The sequence below is a fragment of the Arthrobacter sp. 9MFCol3.1 genome, assembly GCF_000620385.1.
Classification (GTDB): domain Bacteria; phylum Actinomycetota; class Actinomycetes; order Actinomycetales; family Micrococcaceae; genus Arthrobacter.
This window is the reverse complement of sequence record NZ_JIBJ01000008.1, coordinates 211159-233507: the sequence shown is the minus strand read 5'-3', so window position 1 is coordinate 233507 and position 22349 is coordinate 211159. Positions and strand designations below refer to the sequence as shown.

Sequence of the window (22349 nt, the reverse complement as noted above, 5' to 3'; positions counted from 1 at the left end):
CCGCCAGGAGGCCTGGTCCCTGCGGCCCCGGCACCACAATCCAAGGACAGGAAGAGCCCACATGCAGAAAATCACCACCGAAGCGCTGCTCACAAGCTACGAGGGAGCGCTCAAGTTCAGCAACCCGCTGACGGACACCATCTCCACCGATCAATTTTCCGCCGAGTACCCCGAGCACCCCGAATGGGCTGTGGGCCCGTTCCGCAAGGACGATTCGCTTTCCTTCCGGCAGGTCCAGGACTGGGACGACCCCACCGGCATCGGCTGGACCGCGGATTCGATCTACAACCCGTCCATCATGGAGCGCGACGGCAAGCTCTACCTCTTCTACCGCGCCTCCCCGCGCAAGGAATCGGTCTCCAGCCGGATCGGTGTGGCGGTCTTCGATCCCGAAACCGGGTGGCAGGACAGCCCCTCCAACCCGGCAATCTACCCCACCATGGACAACGAGATCCTCGGCTGCGAAGACCCCAAGGTGTACCTGGCCAACGGCCGGTACTACATGTTCTACAACGGGATCTGGACGATCGAGCGCGGCGCGGGGGACGCCGGCCAGGATGCGGAGGTCTATCCCCTGGGCGATGTTGGCTGCGACATCAACGTTGCGGTGTCCGATGACCTGATCCATTGGGAAAAGCTCGGCCTGGCTGTCCCGCACGAGATTTCACGGTATTGGGCCAAGGGGGCCGTCATCCCCCGAAACGCCCACGGCGAAGCCGTCAAGATTGGCGGGGACTACCTGATGTATCTGTCGGAGGGCTGCGGGGGCACTACCCACGTCGGACGGTCCCCGGACATGGTGAACTGGACGTTCGCGCCGCAGGACTACCTGGACCTTGAACCCCTGGGCGGTTCACTGCACGAAGTGGCCTGCGCAATCGTCGGCGACGGCGAGCGGCCCCAGCTGGTCCTGGACTTCTTCTATGCCGACCCCGAGGGCCAATTCGCGGCCGCGCAGGCACTGTATGACATCGACCAGCCCTTCACCCAGAAGGCCGTCCACCGGGGCGGGTCGCTGGCGTGGGGAGGGCTGCTGAAATTTGGCGGCACCTGGATGTTTGCACAGGGCTGGGATGCGCCCTCGGGATCCAGGGACATGTACTTCTACCGCGCCGACCCCAGCTAGCCTCCGAAGGCGCACTGGGCCGGGCCGGTGTTGGCCGCGGTGCCGGCCCCGTATTGGTCGCGGCGCTGGCCCGGTGTTGGTCGCGGTGCTGGCCCGGCGGATGTTACATAGTTGCAACTGCCGGGACACCCGTGCGAAATCGTCCCGGGAGGATACTTGAAGGGCGTCCTCCCGGGGACGATTCTCATGCAGGCATTGGGGACTACTCGAAGGACCGCGCCGATGCCCACACCGCTCAACCAGGCCCTGGCCGACTCTGCGCTTCTGACCAAATCCCTCCCGCTGGGCCTGCTCCGCGCTTTCGTGCAGACCAACGCGGCTGACGACGGGCTCACGCCGCAACTGCTCGCTGAACTCAAGATCCTGGCCCGCACCCCCGGGCTGCTCGTGGCCTGCAACTACGGCGGCACGCTGTGCGCGGCAGAAGGCATTTCCACCGAGACCCTCCCGCTGGGCAGCGCGGCGATAGCGCTGCGGGCGCTGGCAGCCCTCCCGAACACCCACGCCGCCGTCATCTCCGGGCGGTCGCTGCGGGATCTGGCCGCCGTCTCTCGGCTCCCCGCGGAGGTGCACCTGGTCGGCTCGCACGGCGCGGAGTTCGACATGGGCTACGCCCACGGGCTGTCCCTCGCCACCGAATCAGTGCTGCAGCAGGCCAGCCAGGCACTCGCCGAAACCGTGGGCGCCTACCGGGGCATCAGCATCGAGCGCAAACCGGTCGCCGTGTCGGTGCACACCCGCCCGGCCGCCCCCGACGTCGTCGCACTGGCCACCTTGAAGGCGGAGGAGATCGCCCGGGCGCACGGGCTGCACTTCGTCGTGGACGGCTCGGTGCTGGATCTCTCCGTGGTGGAGCCGTCCAAGGCCTCCGCGCTGGAGCACCTGCGCTCCATGCTCGGCGTGAGTGCCGCCCTCTACGCCGGCGACGCCTCCAGCGATGAGCTGGCCATGGCGACGCTGCGCGGGCCGGACATGGCGCTTCGCGTGGGGGAGGGGCCCAGCGTGGCAGCCCACACGCTCCGGGACCCGGAGTCGTTCGCCCGCGTCCTGGCGATCCTGTTCGAACTGCGGCGGGCGTGGCTCTTCGGCGAGGACGCCGTGGGGCTGGAGCGGCACTCCATGATCGGCAACGGCTCGTCCACCGCCCTGATCACGCCGGACGCGAAGATCTGCTGGATGAGCCACCCGCTGCCGGACAGCGGGTCGCTGTTTGCCCATCTGCTCGGCGGCGACGCGGCGGGGCACTTCTCCGTGGAACCGGCGAAGTCCTCGCAGGTCCTGGGCCAGCGCTACGTGGACAGCACCATGATCGTCGAAACCCGCTGGGCCGACGTCACCGTGACGGACTATCTGGAGCCGGCCCCGGACGGCATCACCAGCCTGGTCCGGGTGCTGTCCGGCACCGGCACGGCCCGGATTGTCTTCGCCCCGCGGCCGGACTACGCGAATGCCCCGTTCAGCATGGAGGCGCGCGGAACCGAACTGCACGTCGTGGGAACCGCGGATCCGATCATTCTCCAGGCGCCCGGCGTTGCCTTTGCCATCACCTCCGACGGCCGGCACGCCACCGCCACGGGCGACGTCGACCTGCGGGACGGGCCGGTGGTCCTCAACCTGCGCTGCGGCGACACCGAACCCCAGCCCGCGGTGCCGGAGGATGAAACCGGGCGCCGCGCCGCCGTCGCCCATCACTCCCGGCGCTGGGTCCACGAACTGCAACTGCCCGGCGTGAAGCCGTCGCTGGTCCGCCGGTCCGCGCTGGTGCTCCGGGCCCTGGTCCACGAACCCACCGGCGCCGTGCTGGCCGCGCCCACCACCTCACTGCCGGAGGGAATCGGCGGCACCCGCAACTGGGACTACCGGTACTGCTGGCTGCGGGACGGGTCCATGACCGTCAACGCGCTCGTGGACCTGGGATCCACCGCGGAGGCCGAGGGCTTCCTGGCCTGGCTGGGCCGCATCCTGGCCCACGCCCCGGGCCCGGAGTGGCTCCATCCGCTCTACTCAGTGACCGGGGCGCCGCTGTCCACCGAGGCCATCATCGAGAGCCTGCCCGGCTACGCCGGGTCCCGCCCGGTGCGGATCGGGAACGCCGCCGACCACCAGGTGCAGCTGGACGTGTTCGGCCCGATCGCCGAGCTGATCCACGCCCTCAGCGCCCGCCAGGGCGTGCTCTCCGACGACCACTGGGACCTGCTGGTCCAGATGGCCGCGGCCGTGCTGGCCCGCTGGCACGAGGCTGACCACGGCATCTGGGAGGCCCGGCGGGCGCCGCGGCACCATGTCTACACGAAGGTGATGTGCTGGGTGGCGCTCGACCGGGCGCTGCGCACGGCCGCCCGGCATGGCCGGGAACCGCTGCCGGCCTGGGAACCCACGGCGGCGAGGATCCGGGAGGAAGTCCTGCGCGAGGGCTGGGACGAGTCGGCGGCCTCCTACACCGTGGCGTACGACAGCCCGGACCTGGACGCAGCCGTGCTGCACATCGGTCTCTCCGGCCTGCTGGACGCCAACGACCCCCGATTCCTGGCCACCGTCACGGCGGTGGAACGGGAACTGCGGGTGGGGCCCACCGTTTTCCGCTACAGGTACGACGACGGCCTGCCGGGCCTGGAGGGCGGCTTCCACATCTGCACCACCTGGCTGATCGAGGCCTACATCGCCGTCGGCCGGATTGAGGAGGCCTGGGACCTCTTTGACCAGCTGGTGAACCTGTTCGGTCCCACCGGGCTGCTGCCCGAGGAATACGACCCCGGCACGGAAACCCACCTGGGCAACCATCCGCAGGCCTATTCGCACCTGGGCTTTATCCGCTGCGCCCGGCTCCTGCACGAGCACCAGAAGAACTGACCACCCGGCCCGAGGACGGGCCGGCCGCCGCTACTCGCAGCCGACGCCGTCCCCGTCCCGGTCCAGCCTGCGGTTGTACCCCGGCTGGCCGACGTGGATGGGCGCCGCGCCGGCCGCACGGACCGCGGCGCAGTTCGCGTAAGCCACCCCGGACACCGGTGCAGGCGCAGGGGCGGGTGCTGGCGCGGGTGCGGGACGCGGGGCAGGTGCTGGGGCGGCTGCCGGCTGGTTGGCGGGGGCGAGGGCGGCCGGGCAGCTCGCCAGGACCCGGGCCATGGCGTCGTGCTCGGCCTGGGTCACCCAGAGCCCGTAGCTGGATTTCACCGAAATCTGGCGGGCGACGTAGTCGCAGCGGTAGGACTTGTTCGGCGGCAGCCAGGTGGCGGCGTCGCCGTCGCTCTTGCCCTGGTTGGCCGGACCGTCCACCGCCAGCAGGTTCAGCGGATCGTTGGCGAAGGCCAGCCGCCGTGCCGGGCTGAGCTGCTGGGCGCCCTTCTGCCAGGCGTCGCTGAGGGCCACGACGTGGTCGATCTGGACCGCGGCGCTGGTGGCGTTGCCGCGCAGGAAGTGGATGGCGGCGGCCGTGTAGGGATCGGCCAGGACGCCGGAGAGCACCACGCAGTTCCGTGTCCCGGGCCGGAACGCGACGGAAGTGAGGTCGCGGCGGAGCACGTCATTGCGGGTATCGCAGCCGTTGTGGTCGACGTCGGACCAGGCCGGGCCGAACTGGTCGCGGGAATAACCCGTCTTGGGGGCGCGGCCCTTGACGGGCAGCGTGGCCAGTACTGTCAGGGCTTTGCCCGCAAGGGCCGGCTGCTGGGGCGCGGCGGCCGCAACATCGGCGCCGGCAACATCGACACCGGCCGCATCGGCGCCGGGAACCCCGGCGCCGGGGGTGGCGTCCGGATCCAGCGGAGCGCCGTCCGTGCCGGCTGACGCAGTGGCGGGGGCAGCCGTGACGACGGGCCGGACGCCGGTACCGGCGGCCGGGGGGACTGCCCCGGGGCCGGCGCACGCCGACGTCGCCACCAGCAGCAAGCCCGCCACCCCGCGGACGACCCAGTCAACCGCGCCGATTCGCGGGCTGCGGGCACCTGTAGTTTGGGCGCTGCTGGACTGGATGTCGCTGGACCGGGTGCTGCCTGATCGCGTGCTGAGCAATTCTTCCCCCACCTCATGCTGTTGCCCCGGGTACCCGCGGGGCGCTTAAGACCGGCCCCAGCCTACCGTTTGCTCCGGCGGAGTCAGCGGACCCCGGGCCGGGAGGCTGAGAAGATGGCCGGCGCTCCGCCGTCGCCGGTCGCGAGGTCGGCCAGGATCCTGCCCACGGCCGGCGTGAACTTGAATCCGTGCCCGGAGAAGCCGGCGCCGATGACAACCGGGCCGATCCGGTCCAGGACAAAGTTCTCATCCACGGTGGTCGTGTAGGTGCAGCTGATGTCGGTGAGCGAGTCGGCGTCGACCCCGGGCAGCCAGTCCCGGGCGTAGCGCTGCAGAGCCGCCCGCTGTTCGGGCTCCGCCGCGAAGCTCCGCCGGTCCGGGTCCACCACCGGGCCCACCCCGTGCCATCCGGCCTTGATCCCCTCGCCCGGCGTTTGCATGCCGTAAACCGGCGAACGCCAGTACCCGTACGCATCGCCGTGGCCGGGCATGTGGTTGAACCCCGGCCACTGGGCTCCGCCGTCCGTGATGGCGAAGTGTGCGGGTTGTTCCTGCGTGACCGTCAGCCGGGGCAGGGGCGCCACTCCGGCCAGCAGTTTCGTGGTCCAGCCGCCGGCGGTGACTACCGCCCGCCTGGCGGCGAGGACCTCGGTGCGGCCGCCGGCCTCAAGCGTGAGCCGCACGCCGTCGTCGAGGACTTTCAGCTCGAGGACCTTCACATGATGGCGGATCTCGGCGCCGAGCCCGGCGGCGAGGCGCTGCAGCGCCGGCAGTGCGGCGTCGGGGTTCAACTGGCCGCCGTCCGCCATGTGCAGCACGCGCGTCTCGAACCGGATGCCCCGCCAGCGCTCGGCGGCTTCCTCGGCGGAGAGGAACTCCGCCCGGAGCCCGGCGGCGAGCAGCGCGTTCCGGACCTCCGGCAGCCGCGGATCGGGGCCGTGGTTGACGAGGCCGGTGCGCGCCAGCAGGCGCTCGCCGGCGTCCGTTTCGAGCTCGCCCCACAGCCGCGCCGCCTCGGCCAGCATGGCGACGTAGTCCGGATCCGCGTAGCCGGGGTTGAAGTTCCGGGTGGTGCCGTGGGAGGCGCCGTTGCGGTGGCCGGGCCCGAACTGCTCCAGCAGGGTCACGTCCCGGCCGCGCCGGGCCAGCGCCCACGCGGCGGCGGAGCCCATCGCGCCGCCGCCGATGACCACGGTGTCCAGGGTTGTTCTCAAGGGTCCTCCTCCGGGTTGGGTGCCGGTCCGCCGGCGGGTCAGGCCAGCAGCAGGGCCACACCGATCATGGCGGGCACAGCTACCACAGTAGTGATCAGCACGGTGTCCCTTGCTACCGTGACGCCGGTGCGGTAGCGGCTGGCCGCGACAAACACGTTCTGGGCGGTGGGCAGGGCGGCGGTGACGACGGCGGCAAAGAGCGCCTGCTCCTGCATGCCGAGGACAAAGTGGGCGAACAAGTACGCCACCAGCGGGTGGACCACGAGTTTGAAGAAGCTCGCCAGCAGGGCGTCCAGCCGGCGTCCGGCGGCCGCCTGCAGCGGCTTGGAACCGTTCAGGCTCATGCCGAAGGCGATCAGCATGGCAGGGATGGCGGCCCCGCCGATCAAGTGGATGGGCTCCAGGACCAGCGGCGGCACCGTCCAGCCGGTTGCTGCCACCAGAAGCCCTAGTCCGGTGCCCACGATCATCGGGTTGCGCAGGATCATGAGCACGAAACTCAGGGGCGTGGTGCGGTGCGAGCTGGTGGTGGCGTCCAGCGCCATGAGGAACAAGGGGGTGAAGAAGGCCAGCTGGAAAATCAGCAGGGGCGCCACATAGCTGGCGTCACCGAGCACGAAGACGGCGATGGGAATGCCGAGGTTGGCCGAGTTGGCCAGCGACGAGCTCATGGAGGAGATGAGGGCTTCCGGCAGGGACCGCTTGAGCGCGAAGCGCACTATGCCGAAGAACAGGACCGCCGTCGTCACGGCCCCGACGGCCGTCACGAGAAGCGGCGCGGCAAAGACGTCGTGCAGCTTCGCCTTGCTGAGGGTCTCGAACAGCAGGGCGGGGCTGGCCACAAAGAACGTCAGGGCGCTCAGGACGGGGCGGGCGTTCTCGCCCAGGATATTGCGCCGGCCCACGAACATGCCGACCAGGATGATGACCCAGACGACAAAGAATCCCGCCAGTACCCCTAGCACGCGGTTCTCCCCGGCGGGGCGGGCGGGCGGCGGGTGAGGGTCACCCGTCCAGAGTAATCAGCTTTATTCCGCGGGCTGTCCTATTACGCCCGACGGCGCGCTGCCACTAGTTGAGCGTGGCGTTGTTCAGCGAGTGCGGCGGACGCATGAGGCCGGGTGTCATGCCCTCCGCGGGGTCGTTGCCGATCTGGACAATCTTGTTGTCCTGGTCAACGTGGACCACCTTGGGGTTGTACGCCCTGGCCTCTTCCGTGGTCATCTGGGCGTAGGTGATGAGGATGACGATGTCGTTCTCGTGCATCAGGTGGGCGGCGGCGCCGTTGATGCCGATCACGCCGGAACCGCGCTCGCCGGCAATCGTGTACGTCTCGAGCCGGGCGCCGTTCGTGACGTCGACAATCGCCACGAGCTCCCCGGGCAGGATGTCGGCCGCCTCCAGCAGATCCAGGTCCACGGTGACGGATCCGACATAGTGAAGGTCCGCGTGCGTGACCGTCGCGCGGTGGATCTTGGATTTGAATATTGTGCGATTCATAACGACATCAGTCTAACGCGGGGCCACCGTCCGCGCTGTGGCCCACTGCACACGGTGCAGGCCCGTCACGCGCGCCGTCCCACAAGACCGGCAGTCACGCGGGCCGGTCCGCGGGGGCCGGATCAAGAGCGCCGGCGGCCGCCGCCGGCACGATGGATGCCGCCGTCACCGCCAGGATTTCCCGGGCCGCCAGCAGTGCGGGCCGCCTGGCGCTAGAGCGCCGCACCGAGGTGAACACCGTCCGGTGCGGGTCCCCGGGCAGGTCCAGGAGCTGCGCGCTGGTGCCGCGGCCGGTCCACACGAGGTCGGGCATCAGGGCCACCGCATTACCGGATTCGATCAGCCGGATCTGGGCCTGCAGGTCGGCGGTTTCAAAGCGGACATCGGGCTCGAACCCGGCGCTCCGGCAGGCCTGCTCGGCCCAGTGCCGGGAGGCCGCCCCGCGCGGTTCCATCACCCAGGGCAGCCCCGCTGTATCGGCCAGCGTCCTGATGGGCTCACGCTCGGGCGAGGGCGGCGGAACGGCGAGCCGGATGGCGTCGCGGGTCAGGGCCACCCGGTCCAGTTCGGCATAGTGCGGGGCGGCATGGCCCGGGTACTGCTCGGCGATCACGAGGTCGAAGTCGCGGGCCCACGTCTCGTGAAGGGCCGTCTCCGGTTCCCGCTGGGTCATTTCCACCCGGACTTCCGGGTAGCTGGCGGTCATCCTGGTCAGGGTGTCCGGCATGAGCGCCAGCGCGGCGGACTGGAAGACCGCAATCCGCACGGTGCCGGTGACCGTGGTCAGCGACGCGGCCAAATCCGCCTCCGCCTGCTCGAGGGTCTCGAGAAGCTGGGAGGTGTGGGCCACCAGGACTTCGGCCTGCGGGGTCAGCTGCACCCGGCGCCCGGTCTTGCGCAGGAGCTCCACCCCGGCCTCTTTCTCAAGGAGCGCCAGCTGCTGCGAGACTGACGACGGGCTGTACTGGAGCGCTTCCGCCACTTCGGCCAAAGTTCCCCGGATCTTCAGTTCGCGCAACAGCCGCAAACGCCGGACGTCGAGCATCGCCATTCCTTTGTGAATTCTGACGGTTATTCATTAAGAGAATTCACTTTATCTAATGCAATCGGGCTTGCATACTGTTCTCACTCGATAATCCCCATCACAGGGTGGAGTGATGGGCACCGCACCTAAGCAGGAGGCCCTCATGGCTACAAGGGATTTGTCACAGTCGATCATGCGGCGCAAGCCCATCGACGACATCGAGGAAGAAAACAAACACAGCGGACTGCACAAGAGCCTGGGGCTCTGGCAGCTGACGGCCATCGGCGTCGGCGGCATTATCGGCGTCGGCATCTTCTCTTTGGCGGGCCTCGTGGCCCACGGCAGCGAGACCGAGCCCGGCGTCGGGCCGGCCGTTCTCATCTCGTTCCTGATCGCCGGCCTGGCATCCGCCGCCGCGGCGCTGTCCTACGCGGAGTTCGCCGGCATGATCCCGCGGGCAGGCTCGGCCTACACCTACGGCTACGTTGCCCTCGGCGAGATCATCGGCTGGTTTATCGGCTGGGACCTGCTGCTGGAGTACATCGCCATCGTGGCTGTGGTGGCCATCGGCATCTCGGGCTACTTCGATGCCTTCCTCTCCGGCATCGGCATCCACATGCCCGCGTGGATGACCTCGACGCCGGATGAGGGCACGGGCGGAATCATCAACCTTCCCGCGATCCTGGTCTGCCTGCTGGTGACCTGGATCCTCTCCCGCGGCACCAAGACCTTTGGACGCTTCGAGCTGATCGCCGTCGGCATCAAGGTGCTGCTGATCCTGTTCATCATCGGTCTGGGCGTTTTCTACGTGAACACCAACAACTACAACCCGTTCTTCCCCAGCGGCTTCGGTCCGGTAGTGGCCGGTTCCGCCACGGTGTTCTTCGCGGTGTTCGGCTACGACGCCATGAGTACCGCGGCGGAGGAGGCCACCGACGGCAAGAAGCACATGCCGAAGGCGATCATCCTCTCGCTGGTCATCGCCATGCTGCTCTATGCCGCCGCCACCCTGGTGCTGACCGGCATGCAGAACTTCACGGAAATCGACCCCAAGGCCGGCTTCGCGTCCGCCTTCAACAGCGTCGGCTTGCCGGTGATCGCGACGATCATCTCCGTGTTCGCCGTGCTGTCCATCCTCACCGTGATGCTGACCTTCCTCCTCGGCGTCACCCGCGTCTGGTTCTCGATGAGCCGCGACGGCCTGCTGCCCGGCTGGTTCTCGAAGACGGACCGGCACGGTACGCCGCAGCGCGTAACCTGGATCGCCGGCCTCGGGGCCGCGATCCTGGCCGGCATCCTCCCGATCAAGGCTGTGGCGGACCTGACCAACATCGGCATCCTGGCCGCGTTCGTCGTGGTCTGTGTGTCGGTGATCGTGTTCCGCTACAAGAAGCCCGACGCCCCGCGGACCTTCCGCCTGCCGCTGATGCCCCTGGTTCCGGCGTTCGGTGTGTTTGCCTCGCTCTTCCTGATGTTCCAGCTGCACTGGGAGACCTGGCTGCGGTTCGGCGTCTGGCTCGTGATCGGGCTGATCATTTACTTCACGTACGGCCGCAAGAACTCGCTGATGAACCCGGACAGCCCGCGGCACGAGGAGATCGTGGAGATGCACCGCCCCCTGACCTAGCCACCCCACCCCCGTTGCGCTATCACTTCTGGCTCCCATTCCCGGGTCTTCCCCGGCCTTAAGGCCCAGAAGTGATAGCGCAACGGGTTTTTAAGGGTCCGGGGTGGTTTCCGAACGTTCGGGCGGGAAAACGAAGCTTCGGTTTTTCTAACCGGTATTGCTCAGAAAACTTCGCTTTATCTTATGAAAATCCGGTCGCATACTGTTTCCTAAGAGGTCCACATTTTGAGAAAGAACGTGTTTCAGCCATGACCAACATCTCCACGGAGCCCGGCGCCACCACCGGAAACGCCGCAGGCAACGACGCCACGCACGCCGCCGTTTCGGAAGGCTCCACGGTCCTTGAGGCCGCAGCCCTCGCCGAGGACACCATCGCGCTGGTGCGCCACTGGCTCACCGAGGCCGCTAAGGTCCCCGTCGACGCCTCGGCCGAGCAGCTCGCCGGGGTCCTGAAGGACCCCAACGGCCTGGACTTCACGGTCGGGTTCGTCGACGGCGTCGTCCGTCCCGAAGACCTGCAGGTCGCCGCCCGCAACCTCGCCGCCCTGGCCCCCAAGGTCCCGGCGTTCCTGCCCTGGTACATGCGCAGCGCGGTCCGCCTCGGCGGCACCATGGCCCCGGTCCTGCCCCAGGTGGTCATCCCGGTTGCCCGCCGGGTGCTGCGTGAAATGGTCGGCCACCTCATTGTCGACGCCACCGACGCCAAGCTCGGCCCGGCCATCGCCAAGATCCGCAAGGACGGCATCAAGCTCAACGTCAACCTCCTCGGCGAGGCCGTGCTCGGCGAACACGAGGCCTCCCGCCGGCTCGAGGGCACGCATACCCTGCTGTCCCGGCCCGACGTCGACTACGTCTCGATCAAGGTCTCCTCCACGGTGGCCCCGCACTCGGCATGGGCCTTCGACGAGGCCGTGGAGCATGTTGTGGAGAAGCTCACCCCGCTCTTCGCCCGCGCCGCCTCCTACGCGTCCGCCGGGCAGAAAGCCAAGTTCATCAACCTGGACATGGAGGAATACAAGGACCTGGACATGACCATCGCGGTCTTCACCCGGATCCTGGACAAGCCCGAGTTCAAGAACCTCGAGGCCGGCATCGTGCTCCAGGCCTACCTCCCGGATGCCCTGTCCGCCATGATCCGCCTGCAGGACTGGGCCGCCGCCCGCCGCGCCGACGGCGGCGCCGCCATCAAGGTCCGCGTCGTCAAGGGCGCCAACCTGCCGATGGAGCAGGTCGAGGCCTCCCTGCATGGCTGGCCGCTCGCCACCTGGGGCACCAAGCAGGACTCGGACACCAACTACAAGCGGGTCATCAACTACTCGCTGCACCCGGACCGGATCCGCAACATCCGGATCGGCGTCGCCGGCCACAACCTCTTCGACATCGCCTTCGCCTGGCTCCTGGCCAAGCAGCGCGGCATCGCGGATACCGCACAGCAGGGCATCGAATTCGAAATGCTTCTCGGCATGGCCCAGGGCCAGGCCGAAGCCGTCAGACAAGACGTCGGCTCCCTCCTGCTCTACACCCCGGTGGTCCACCCGGCCGAGTTCGACGTCGCGATCGCCTACCTGATCCGCCGCCTCGAAGAGGGCGCCAGCCAGGACAACTTCATGTCCGCCGTTTTCGAGCTCAGCGAAAACGAAACGTTGTTTGAGCGCGAGAAGCAGCGCTTCCTCGCCTCGCTCGCCAAGCTCGACGACGAGGTCCCGGGCCCGAACCGGCTGCAGAACCGTGCCCTTCCGGCCGCGCCGCTGCCGCACGACTCGTTTGAGAACACCGCTGACACGGATCCGTCGCTGCCCGCGAACCGCGACTGGGGCCGCGCCATCCTGGGCCGCGTGACGACGTCGACACTGGGCAACGCCTCCGTCGAGGCCGCCACGATCAACGATGCCGCGACCCTGAACGCCGTGATCGACACCGCCGTCGAGAAGGGCAAGGCCTGGGGTGCACTCTCCGGCGCCGAGCGCGCCGAAATCCTGCACCGCGCCGGTGACGTCCTCGAGGCCCGCCGCGCGGACCTCCTGGAGGTCATGGCCTCCGAGACCGGCAAGACGATCGACCAGGGCGATCCGGAGATCAGCGAGGCGGTCGACTTCGCGCACTACTACGCCGAGTCCGCCCGCAAGCTCGACGACGTCGACGGCGCCACCTTCGTCCCGGCCAAGCTCACCGTCGTGACGCCGCCGTGGAACTTCCCGGTCGCCATCCCGGCCGGCTCCACCCTCGCGGCCCTCGCCGCCGGCTCCGCCGTCGTGGTCAAGCCCGCCAAGCAGGCCCGCCGCAGCGGCGCCGTCATGATCGAGGCCCTCTGGGAGGCCGGCGTTCCGCGCGACGTGCTCACCATGGTCCAGCTGGGCGAGCGGGAACTGGGCCAGCAGCTCATTTCCCACCCGGCCGTGGACCGCGTCATCCTGACCGGCGGCTACGAGACCGCCGAGCTGTTCCGCTCGTTCCGCAAGGACCTGCCCCTGCTGGCCGAGACCAGCGGCAAGAACGCCATCATCGTCACCCCGAGCGCGGACCTGGACCTCGCGGCCAAGGATGTCGCGTACTCAGCGTTCGGCCACGCCGGCCAGAAGTGCTCCGCCGCCTCGCTGGTGATCCTCGTCGGCTCCGTGGCGAAGTCGAAGCGCTTCCACAACCAGCTGATCGACGCCGTCACCTCGCTGAAGGTCGGCTACCCGCAGGACCCGGCGAGCCAGATGGGCCCGATCATCGAGCCCGCCAACGGCAAGCTCCTGAACGCCCTCACCACCCTCGGCGAGGGCGAGACCTGGGCCGTCGAGCCGCGGAAGCTCGATGATTCGGGCAAGCTCTGGAGCCCCGGCGTGCGCTCCGGTGTCCGCCGCGGATCCTACTTCCACCTCACCGAGTTCTTCGGCCCGGTCCTGGGCGTCATGACCGCGGAGACCCTCGAGGAAGCCATCGCGATCCAGAACCAGATCGAATACGGCCTCACCGCGGGCCTGCACTCGCTGAACACCGAGGAACTTGGAATCTGGCTGGACACCATCCAGGCCGGCAACCTCTACGTCAACCGCGGCATCACCGGCGCGATAGTCCAGCGCCAGCCCTTCGGCGGCTGGAAGAAATCCGCCGTCGGCGCCGGCACCAAGGCCGGCGGTCCGAACTACCTCGTCGGCCTCGGCGAATGGGTCAGCAAGCCCAGCACCGCCGCCGGCACCCCGGGCGCTGCTCCCGCCCACGCCGGCGTCCGCCGGATCGAGGACGCGGCCAAGGGCTTCCTGACCGCCGACGAACTCGCACCGCTGCAGCGCGCGCTCGCCTCCGACGCCCGCGCCTGGGCCGAAGAGTTCGGCACCGCGAAGGACGTCTCCGGCCTGAGCGCGGAGCGCAACGTCTTCCGTTACCGTCCGCTGCCCGTCACGGTCCGCCTCGCGGAAGGCGAGGCCCTTGCCGGCCTCGTCCGGACCGTCGCCGCCGGCGTCCTGGCCGGGTCCGCCCTGACGGTCTCCACCGCCGTCGAACTGCCCGCACAGCTGCGTGCCGTCCTGTCCGGGCTTGGCGTCGCCGCGACTGTTGAGAACGACGCCGAATGGCTCGCTTCCGCCGGCACCCTCGCCGCGGCGGGCAAGCTCTCCGGCGCACGGATCCGGCTGATTGGCGGGGACGCCAAGGCGTTGTCCGAGGCCACGGGCGGACGCCCGGACCTGGCGGTGTATGTCCACCCCGTCACGGAAGCCGGACGCGTGGAACTGCTGCCTTTCCTGCATGAGCAGGCCATCAGCATCACGGCGCACCGCTTCGGTACGCCCAACCACATCTCGGACGACCTGATCTAGCCCGGGGCTGCTAAAACCCCGGCTCGGGCGTGCTGGAACCCTAAAACACCGTCGCCGCTGTGCAGGCACCATATGGTGCGGCACGGCGGCGACGGCGTTTAACGGCGAAGGCGATAAGCGGAGTCCGGGTTAGCCGAAGTACCAGCCCGGCGGGACCCAGGAAGCCGGGACCGCGTGGGCGGAGAAATCGTCGCAGCCCGAGCAGAAGTAGGTGACCTCGCCGAGCCTGCTGACCGAGCCGTCCCTCCGGTGCGTGGCCGGGACGAAGGTCTCAAGGAAAATGAACTCGTCCGTGCCGCAGCGTTCGCAGTACGGGCTGGCCACATAATCGGAGTCTGCGAGGGTAGCCGGGCGGACTCCCAGTTGGCCCGGGGCAGTCGCGTGCTGGGCGGCGGCTGAGTGCTGCATTCCGGCGGTCGAGTGGTGCATGGCCGCCGCGGGATGGGGCGGCGCGGTTACCGGACGGGCAGGCTTTGGCGCGTGGGTGGCGGGGGCGGACAGTCGGGGATGATTAATGGCTGGCATCAATGGCGGCCTATCCCGAACGCCCCGACGCCAGCCATAGGGCGTCAGCGACGGACAGCGTTCGTATTTCGAATCGTTGTCGTGGGCCACTGCTTGACCTCGAACGGTTGATCTTAAGTAGTGTCAGGATAGAGGAAGTACGTGCACCGTTCAATGGTCAAGTAAGTATGGTCAAGTAAGTACTGCTCACGTCCGGGTAGTCCGCCCCGTATGCGCCGAGACCGGATCAGCGCTGGCTGCGGGACCGCCCGTGCGTCAGGCCGGTCGCTTCAGGGTTCGGCCCACGATCGCCTGCGTGAGGGCGTCGATCACCTCGGTATTGGCCAGCGGATTGCGGATGAGCGTGAAATCGACGTCGCCTACCGGCGGCAAATCGAAGCGGCGGGTGATGATTTTCAGGTCCTCCGGCACCAGGGAGGAAGGCATCACCGCCACCCCGATGCCGGCCCGGACGGCGGCCAGCACGCCGCTGATCTGACGCGTGGTGCAGGTGATCCGCCACGTGCGCCCGGTGGCCTCCAGGGCGTCGATCGCAAGCTTCCGGCTCAGGCTGGGGGAGGGGTAGGCGATCAGCGGGACAGGATCAGACGGTTCCAGCACGGTCTGCTCCAAGCCGACCCAGGCGAAGGCGTCCTGCTGGACCACGGTCCCGTCCTTGGCCCCGGCCACCCATTTCACAAAGACCAGGTCCAGCTGCCCTGCATTGAGGCGCTTGTAGAGCTGGTCGCTCTGCCCCACCGTCAGCTCGAGGTTGATCTGTGGATAAATCTGCCGGAACTCCCGGAGGATGCGCGGCAGACCCGTGATCGCGAGGTCATCGGCCGTGCCGAAGCGCAGGCGGCCGCGCATGGCGGAGCCGGAGAAATAGCGGGCGGCGGAGTCGTGCGCGGCGAGGATGCTGCGGGCGAACCCGGCCATCGCGTCGCCATTGTCGGTCAGGCGTACATCCCGGGTATCCCGGGCAATCAGCACCCGCTTGGCGGCGGTCTCCAGCTTGCGGACGTGCTGGCTGACGGTGGGTTGGGCCAGGCCGAGGCGCTCCGCGGCCTTGGTGAAGCTCAAGGTTTCGGCCACGGCCAGGAACGAGCGGAGCTGGGCGGGTTCAAACATGGGGGTCTCCGGAAAGGTCGCCGCCAACCCTGCATTGCGTTCTGTAATGCGAGTTATGCGCGGGATAGGCTTCCATAATCTCTTGGGGCCAGCCTAGCGTTAAGTCCATCCCACTCACCCGCTCTTTTGAGGACTTTTCCGTGGCACCCCCTCCGCCGCTAGAGGCGAACGCAGCTTCCCTGCCGGACACCATCACCCAACCACTCGCCGTCGTCAACGAGCGCCTGCCCTGGCGCCACACCTTTATTTCGCTGAAGGTCCGCAACTTCCGCATCTTCGCGATCGGACACTTCGTCGCCGTCATTGCGCTCTGGATGCAGCGGATCGCGCAGGACTGGCTGGTGCTCCAGCTCTCCGGTTCCGTCACCGCAGTCGGCATCACCGTGGCCCTGCAGTTCCTGCCGTCCCTGTTCCTGGGCCCGTGGGCCGGCATGATGGCGGACCGCTTCGCGAAGCGGAAGATCCTCATGCTGTGCCAGTCGGTGGCCGCCGCGCTGGCCGCGGTCCTTGCAGTCCTGGCGCTCAGCCAGCGGATCGAAGTGGGGCACGTCTACGCGATCGCGCTGGTCCTGGGCCTCGTGACCGTGCTGGACCAGCCGGCCCGCCAGGTGTTCGTCAACGAGCTCGTGGGCCCCGGCTACCTGCGAAACGCGATCAGTGTGAACTCCACGATCTTCCAGCTGGGCGGCCTGATCGGTCCTGCGATCGCCGGGCTCCTGCTGACCGCCGTGGGCGCAGGCTGGGCCTTTGCCGCCAACGCGGTGGCCTGCTGCTTCACAGTGGCCATGCTCCTGAGCCTGCGCAAGGACCAGCTGCATGTCAGCACCCCGGCCGCCAAGCGCCGGGGCATGCTGCGGGAAGGGCTGGACTACGCGCTCAGCAAGCCCACCATCTACTGGCCCTGGCTGATGGCCGGGTTCATCGCGGTGTTCGCGATGAGCCTGCCGGTGCTGCTGGCCGCGTTCGCGGACCACGTGTACGACGCCGGTGCCGGCGGCTACGGGCTGCTCAACACGCTCGTGGCCCTCGGGGCCCTGGCCGGCGCCATCACCTCGGCCCGGCGGCGTGCCCTGCGGCTGCGCTCCGTGGTGCTGGGCGCCGGAATGTACGGGCTCATGCTGTGCCTGGCTTCCCTGGCGCCGTCGATGGCGTGGTTCGGCGTGGCCATGGTGCTGGCCGGCTTCTGGTGCCTGATGTTCCTGACCGCCGCGAACCAGCTGGTCCAGGTCAGCGCCAACCTGGCCATCCGCGGGCGGGTGATGAGCCTGTACATCATGGTGCTGATCGGCGGCCAGGCGATCGGCGGCCCGATGATGGGCTGGCTGGCCGAGCACGCGGACCCGCACACCGCCGTCCTCGTTGCCGGCGGCGTGCCGGTGCTGGCCGCCGCGACCGTCGCCGTCGTCCTCGCCCGGCGCGGACAGCTCATGCTCAAGGTGGACCTGAAGGACCGGCGCCGGCTGCTGCGGATCGTCCCGACCCAGGGCGGCCGTGAGACAGCCGCGACACCATAGCTGTCCAAAAAAGGGCGGCTGTTGCGTGGATTCACGCAACAGCCGCCCTCTTTTGTACGAGAACTCCCTAGACCGCCCGGGGGCGGTGCGGGAACTCTGCCTCCCGCTGCTGGAACTGCAGCACATCCGGGTTGAGGACCACGCCGTCGCGGACTTCGATCGCTCGGCGGATGGTCTCGTTCTCCGCCCAGGCCTCGGGGCCCGAGACCACAGTATTGAGGAACGGAAGCAGCGCCTCGCTGATTTCCCAGCTGGAGGAATTCCAGAGGTAGGACGGGCTGTGGTCCACGGCGTAGTAGTCGATGTGGTCCCCGACTTTGAACATCGGTTCGGCGAAAGTGGTGGTTTTCGCCCAGCTGAAGCCCATGCCCTCGTCGCAGGACACGTCGACGATCAGGCTGCCGGGCCGGAAAGCGGACAGGTCCTCGGTGCGCAGATAGGTCAGCGGCGCGTTGGGGTCCTGCAGCGTGCAGTTGACCACGATGTCACGCTCGGCGAGGAACGGCGCCAGCGGCACCCGCCCGCGCTCGGTAATGACCTCGCTGAGGAACGGCGCTTCGTTATCGTGGTCGAACTGCGCGATCCGGACCGAGTGGATGGGCGAGCCCACCGCGGCAACCCCGCGGTTGGTCAGCACCTGCACGTCGTGGACGCCGTGGGCGTTCAACGCGGTCACGGCCCCGCGGGCGGTGGCCCCGAAGCCGATCACGACGGCGCTTAGCCGGCGGCCGTAGTCGCCGGTGGACCCCGTCAGTGCGAGGGAGTGCAGCACGGAGCAGTAGCCGGCGAGCTCGTTGTTCTTGTGGAAGACGTGGAGGCCGAAGCCGCCGTCGCTGGCCCAGTGGTTCATCGCCTCAAAAGCGATCAGCGTCAGTTTCTTGTCGATTGCCAGCTGGGTGATGGCCCGGTCCTGCACACAGTGCGGCCAGCCCCAGAGGACCTGCCCGTCGCGGAGCTCGGCCAGGTCCTCGGGCTGCGGCTTGGGCAGGAGGACGACGTCGGCGTCGGCCAGCAGCTGCTGCCGCGGTGCGATGCGCCCCACGAGCGGCGCGAGCTCGGCGTCGGAAAGGCCGAAGCGCTCGCCGTAGCCTTCCTCGAGGATTATCCGGCCCCGGATATCCGGCGCGATGCGGTCCAGGTGCAGGGGGTGGATCGGGAGGCGCCGCTCGTCCGGTTTGCGCGTGGAGGCGAGGATGCCGAGAGTGAGGTAATGCGGTGTGCCGGTCACTTCTTTTTGGGGCTCGCCGTCTTTGCGGCGGTCACTTTATCGAGGGAGCTGGCCGGCGCTGAAGCGGCCCTCTTGTCAGCGCGCTTTTCCTTGATGGATTTGCCGGATTTTTTGGATGCTGCTTGACGGGGGGATTTGTCAGCCATGATTGCTCCTGTAGCGGAACCGAAGAGGTTCCTGACTTCCGACGATACAGGTAGCAACCTAATGGGAGCCCGGGGGACATCTCGGGACATCTCGGCGCACAGGGCTTTCCGCGACGGTTTCCGACGGCGGCACCGCGGATCCACGGCGCCGGCGTCCTTCTTCGTAGCGGAGAACCGGAAGGGCTGCGGAAAGCAGGGAGCGCTGGAAGCTGTGGAGGCAATTGGAGCGGCTGACGGGAATCGAACCCGCGTATCAAGCTTGGGAAGCTAGCGCTCTACCATTGAGCTACAGCCGCAGTGGGACCGGCCAGAATTCCAGCCGTGAGTCCCGATCAACGAGGTTTACATTACCTCAGTCTGAGTTAGAGGTTGTACACCCCGCTGTCGCCGGGCCGGTAAAGCCTGGTCGGCGCGACTGTGACCGGATGGCGCGCTTGCGATGTCCCTTGCGCTGAAGATCGCTGATCCCAGCACCCGGGGCCCGTCATTTCCTCGAAACGCTGTGGGAACGCCGCGTTCATCTGCAAAGCATGGCGGCCGAAACCGCACACCGAAATGGGTAGTGCTATCTCGAATCCGGGTAATGAGCGCAAGTAGTCCGCCCATGGCGGCGTATTTGACGAGTGGTCCCCCACCTCAAGAGGGGTAGGCCACACTCGTGTGCAGCAGAAAGCCATCGAATTTACTGGAGGGGACCACAGCCAACCGAGTCGCTAGAAGGTCTCACATGTACGACCAGAAGTTGATGGTGGCCCGTCCTTTGTTGCCAACGGGTGGGCTTGCCCAGCCGAACGTGCCGGATCAAAACCGCTCGCGGGCCAGTCAATTGGCGCGACATCGGGAACGCCGGACGGCCGGGCTAAGTAGTCAGCTGGGCGATATTGGCGGCAGGCATGAGTGAGCTCAAGCAGCGCGTTCCGGTCCATACGGGGTATCGGGCTCCGAATCATGTCCGGGTCACCCCACGAGCGCAGGATTCACCGGCGTCTGTTGCCGGCGCGGCAGCTTTAGCCCCGCCGTCCGTCCCATTTCCCGACTTCAGGTCGGCGAAACTCCGGCTTGCGAGCAGTTCCCGGCGAGAGGGCATCCGTTGGGCAAACCGCTATCGGCACCTGCTGATAGCCGCAGACGCCCTGGTAATTGCGGCGGTGACTGCGGCCGCCCACATCACCCGGTTCGGGTTGAACACCGTGAGTTCGGTGCAAGTGGGCGAGTTCCGGGTTGATTACCTTTACATTTCCGTAATCATCGCGGCCGCCTGGATGGTTGCGTTGGGGCTGTACAAGAGCAGGGATGCGCGGATCGTCGGCATCGGAATCGACGAATACAGGCGGGTCGTCAGCGCAAGCGCAATGCTGCTGGGCCTCATCGCTCTGGCTTGCTTTGTTCTAAATGTCGACGTAGCCCGCGGATTCTTCGCGCTCGCCCTGCCCGCCGGGCTGACAGGCCTGCTGGCGGCCCGCTGGAGCATGCGTCAGTGGCTGTCCAGGCAGCGGGTTCACGGCCATTACCTTTCGCGTGTAGTCGTGCTGGGCCGGCCGAATGACGTCCGGTACGTTGTCAGCCAGATAGAAAAGAAGTCAGGTGCGGCGTACAAGGTCGTGGGTGTCGCACTTTCCGGGTCCGCCGGCGCCGGCACCTTCACCCACGGCAGCCATGTCCTCAACGTCGTTGGAGACGAACGGACCGTCGTGGAAGCTGTGGCTTCCGTGGACGCCGATGCTGTCATCGTGGCGGGACCCATGAAGGGCGGCAGCCGTTACATCCAAAGACTCGGATGGAAGCTGGAGCAGTCGTCCACCCAGTTGATCCTCACCACCGGACTGACCAACGTCGCCGGTCCCCGGATCCATTCCCGTCCCGTGGAGGGACTGCCCCTCATGCACGTGGAACTGCCGCAGTACGCCGGCGCCAAGCATGCTCTCAAGAGGCTGTTCGACATCACGTTGGCTGCAGCGGCGCTAGTGGCGCTCATCCCTGTGTTTCTTGTCCTCGCGGTGATGATCAAGCGGGACAGCCCCGGGCCCGTGATCTTCAGGCAGGAACGGGTAGGTCGCGGCGGTGAGAAATTCAACATGCTGAAATTTCGCTCGATGGTCGAAACCGCGGAGGACGATCTCGCCGGGCTCCTGGAACACAACGAGGGCGCGGGGGTGCTCTTCAAGATGCAGAACGATCCGCGGGTCACCGGGGTCGGCCGCTGGATGCGGAAGCACTCCCTCGATGAACTGCCGCAGTTCTGGAACGTCCTTAAGGGCGACATGAGCCTGGTAGGTCCACGGCCCCCGCTGCAGCGCGAGGTCGACAACTACCACCACAAGGTGCTCCGGCGTCTCTACATCAAACCTGGGCTGACAGGCATGTGGCAGATCAATGGCAGGTCGGAGCTGAACTGGCGTGACAGCGTCCGACTGGATTTGTACTACGTCGAAAACTGGTCGCTGGCCGGAGACCTGATCATCCTTTGGCGCACAGCAAAGATGCTCATCAATCCGGTCGGCGCCTACTGACAAACCGAGGGTTTCTGTTCTACAAAATTGAGAAAGGCAAAACAATGACCACACTTGTTTCGGGGGCTGGTGGATTCATCGGAGGCCATTTGGTGGCCCAACTCCTCAAAGACGGACAATCTGTCCGGGCAGTAGACCGCAAGCCTTTTGCAGAGTGGTACCAGGTGCACCCGGAGGCGGAGAACGTGCAGGGCGACTGCTCGCTGCTCGAGACGGCCCGGGAGGTCAACCGGGGTGTGCAGTACGTCTACAACCTCGCCGCGGACATGGGCGGCATGGGCTTCATCGAGAACAACAAGGCAGCCTGCATGCTGACTGTGCTCACCAGCACCCACATGCTCATGGCCGCGCAGGAAGCTGGCGTTGAGCGGTTCTTCTACTCCAGCTCAGCTTGCGTTTACGCTGCGGGACATCAAACGTCCGCCAACGTCATCGCACTGCGTGAGGAAGACGCCTACCCCGCACAGCCGGAAGACGGTTACGGATGGGAGAAGCTGTTCACCGAGCGTATGGCCCGGCATTACCGGGAGGATTTCGGGCTGCAGACCAGGATCGCCCGGTATCACAACGTCTACGGCCCACACGGCACTTGGGACGGTGGGCGCGAGAAGGCGCCGGCCGCACTCTCGCGCAAGTTCGCGCGGGCGGCCCTGACGGGCGACACCAATCTTGAGATCTGGGGCGACGGGGAACAGACCCGCAGCTTCATGTACATTGACGACTGCGTCCAGGGCACGAAGGACATCCTGCACGGCGACCTGACCGAACCGGTAAACCTGGGATCCTCTGAGTTGGTCTCGATCAACCAGATGGTGGATCTCCTCGAGCAGATCTCCGGCACCGTGGTGACCAGGCACTACAAGCTCGACGCCCCGCAGGGAGTTCGTGGGCGGAACAGCGACAACACGCTCTTCCATGCCACCTACGGCTGGGAACCGTCCATCACGCTCAGGACAGGACTGGAAAAGACCTACGAGTGGATCTTCGACCAGCTCAAGGCGCAAGGGTGAA

General features: G+C 67.4%; 16 protein-coding genes and 1 tRNA gene. 7 read left to right on the top strand and 10 right to left on the bottom strand.

The genetic code is table 11. From position 1 onward, the window contains the following. Positions 1-61: 61 nt before the first annotated feature. Entirely contained in the window at positions 62-1126 is a 1065-nt protein-coding gene (locus C560_RS0110865) for a hypothetical protein (protein ID WP_026538227.1), read from the top strand. 222 nt (positions 1127-1348) lie between these two features. Further along, a complete protein-coding gene (locus C560_RS0110860; protein ID WP_018774006.1) occupies positions 1349-3976 on the top strand; it encodes a trehalase-like domain-containing protein in 2628 nt (875 codons plus the stop codon). 30 nt (positions 3977-4006) lie between these two features. On the opposite strand, the gene C560_RS0110855 is transcribed toward C560_RS0110860, so the two are convergent. The 5 genes from C560_RS0110855 to C560_RS21615 form a co-directional block, all read right to left on the bottom strand. Then, entirely contained in the window at positions 4007-5137 is a 1131-nt protein-coding gene (locus C560_RS0110855; RefSeq protein WP_026538226.1) for a GmrSD restriction endonuclease domain-containing protein, read from the bottom strand. Positions 5138-5220: 83 nt separating this feature from the next. Beyond that, positions 5221-6351, bottom strand: a complete 1131-nt coding sequence (locus tag C560_RS0110850; protein ID WP_026538225.1) for an FAD-dependent oxidoreductase — start codon at positions 6349-6351, stop codon at positions 5221-5223. Positions 6352-6389: 38 nt separating this feature from the next. Continuing rightward, positions 6390-7316 carry an AEC family transporter gene (locus C560_RS0110845; RefSeq protein ID WP_026538224.1) on the bottom strand — a complete coding sequence of 309 codons (927 nt, stop codon included), beginning with the start codon at positions 7314-7316 and terminating at the stop codon, positions 6390-6392. Positions 7317-7422: 106 nt separating this feature from the next. Next, positions 7423-7851 carry an aspartate 1-decarboxylase gene (panD, locus tag C560_RS0110840; RefSeq protein ID WP_018774010.1) on the bottom strand — a complete coding sequence of 143 codons (429 nt, stop codon included), beginning with the start codon at positions 7849-7851 and terminating at the stop codon, positions 7423-7425. A gap of 94 nt (positions 7852-7945) precedes the next feature. Continuing rightward, a complete protein-coding gene (locus C560_RS21615; RefSeq protein ID WP_043422937.1) occupies positions 7946-8896 on the bottom strand; it encodes a LysR family transcriptional regulator in 951 nt (316 codons plus the stop codon). Positions 8897-9038: 142 nt separating this feature from the next. Here C560_RS21615 and C560_RS0110830 point away from each other — a divergent pair, with 142 nt between their 5' ends. Continuing rightward, positions 9039-10502, top strand: a complete 1464-nt coding sequence (locus C560_RS0110830) for an amino acid permease (RefSeq protein ID WP_026538223.1) — start codon at positions 9039-9041, stop codon at positions 10500-10502. A 248-nt stretch (positions 10503-10750) separates the two neighbouring features. After that, positions 10751-14305 (top strand): proline dehydrogenase family protein, encoded by a 3555-nt coding sequence (locus C560_RS0110825; RefSeq protein ID WP_026538222.1) that lies wholly within the window; start codon positions 10751-10753, stop codon positions 14303-14305. 129 nt (positions 14306-14434) lie between these two features. On the opposite strand, the gene C560_RS0110820 is transcribed toward C560_RS0110825, so the two are convergent. Together C560_RS0110820 and C560_RS0110815 are read right to left on the bottom strand one after the other, a co-directional pair. Further along, the gene (locus C560_RS0110820; RefSeq protein WP_231494318.1) at positions 14435-14713 is read right to left on the bottom strand and encodes a hypothetical protein; all 279 of its coding nucleotides are present in this window, start codon (positions 14711-14713) and stop codon (positions 14435-14437) included. Positions 14714-15085: 372 nt separating this feature from the next. After that, positions 15086-15940, bottom strand: coding sequence for a LysR substrate-binding domain-containing protein (locus C560_RS0110815; protein ID WP_018774015.1), 855 nt, complete (start codon positions 15938-15940; stop codon positions 15086-15088). 140 nt (positions 15941-16080) lie between these two features. Between C560_RS0110815 and C560_RS0110810 the strand changes: the two genes are divergently transcribed. Beyond that, positions 16081-17454 (top strand): MFS transporter, encoded by a 1374-nt coding sequence (locus tag C560_RS0110810; RefSeq protein WP_026538220.1) that lies wholly within the window; start codon positions 16081-16083, stop codon positions 17452-17454. 67 nt (positions 17455-17521) lie between these two features. On the opposite strand, the gene C560_RS0110805 is transcribed toward C560_RS0110810, so the two are convergent. From C560_RS0110805 to C560_RS0110795, 3 genes are all read right to left on the bottom strand, one after another. After that, positions 17522-18682, bottom strand: a complete 1161-nt coding sequence (locus tag C560_RS0110805) for a N(5)-(carboxyethyl)ornithine synthase (protein WP_026538219.1) — start codon at positions 18680-18682, stop codon at positions 17522-17524. Continuing rightward, positions 18679-18828, bottom strand: a complete 150-nt coding sequence (locus C560_RS23580; protein ID WP_018774018.1) for a hypothetical protein — start codon at positions 18826-18828, stop codon at positions 18679-18681. Before C560_RS23580 ends, C560_RS0110805 begins: the two co-directional genes overlap by 4 nt. A 222-nt stretch (positions 18829-19050) precedes the next feature. Next, positions 19051-19124: transfer RNA gene (locus C560_RS0110795), tRNA-Gly, on the bottom strand. A gap of 597 nt (positions 19125-19721) precedes the next feature. On the opposite strand from C560_RS0110795, the gene C560_RS0110790 reads away from it, so the two are divergent. Then, positions 19722-21338: a sugar transferase gene (locus C560_RS0110790; protein WP_269320027.1), complete on the top strand. Its 1617-nt coding sequence runs from the start codon at positions 19722-19724 to the stop codon at positions 21336-21338. Positions 21339-21382: 44 nt separating this feature from the next. After that, positions 21383-22348: an NAD-dependent epimerase/dehydratase family protein gene (locus C560_RS0110785; RefSeq protein ID WP_026266531.1), complete on the top strand. Its 966-nt coding sequence runs from the start codon at positions 21383-21385 to the stop codon at positions 22346-22348. Position 22349: the final 1 nt, after the last annotated feature.

Excerpts from the sequence above, each read along its gene's own strand:
- C560_RS0110785 (WP_026266531.1), top strand. The coding sequence starts at position 21,383 with ATGACCACACTTGTTTCGGGGGCTGGTGGATTCATCGGAGGCCATTTG.
- C560_RS0110865 (WP_026538227.1), top strand. The coding sequence starts at position 62 with ATGCAGAAAATCACCACCGAAGCGCTGCTCACAAGCTACGAGGGAGCG.
- C560_RS0110790 (WP_269320027.1), top strand. The coding sequence starts at position 19,722 with ATGAGTGAGCTCAAGCAGCGCGTTCCGGTCCATACGGGGTATCGGGCT.
- C560_RS0110825 (WP_026538222.1), top strand. The coding sequence starts at position 10,751 with ATGACCAACATCTCCACGGAGCCCGGCGCCACCACCGGAAACGCCGCA.
- C560_RS23580 (WP_018774018.1), bottom strand. The coding sequence starts at position 18,828 with ATGGCTGACAAATCCCCCCGTCAAGCAGCATCCAAAAAATCCGGCAAA.
- C560_RS0110815 (WP_018774015.1), bottom strand. The coding sequence starts at position 15,940 with ATGTTTGAACCCGCCCAGCTCCGCTCGTTCCTGGCCGTGGCCGAAACC.
- C560_RS0110820 (WP_231494318.1), bottom strand. The coding sequence starts at position 14,713 with ATGCAGCACTCAGCCGCCGCCCAGCACGCGACTGCCCCGGGCCAACTG.
- C560_RS21615 (WP_043422937.1), bottom strand. The coding sequence starts at position 8,896 with ATGCTCGACGTCCGGCGTTTGCGGCTGTTGCGCGAACTGAAGATCCGG.
- C560_RS0110860 (WP_018774006.1), top strand. The coding sequence starts at position 1,349 with ATGCCCACACCGCTCAACCAGGCCCTGGCCGACTCTGCGCTTCTGACC.
- C560_RS0110830 (WP_026538223.1), top strand. The coding sequence starts at position 9,039 with ATGGCTACAAGGGATTTGTCACAGTCGATCATGCGGCGCAAGCCCATC.
- panD (WP_018774010.1), bottom strand. The coding sequence starts at position 7,851 with ATGAATCGCACAATATTCAAATCCAAGATCCACCGCGCGACGGTCACG.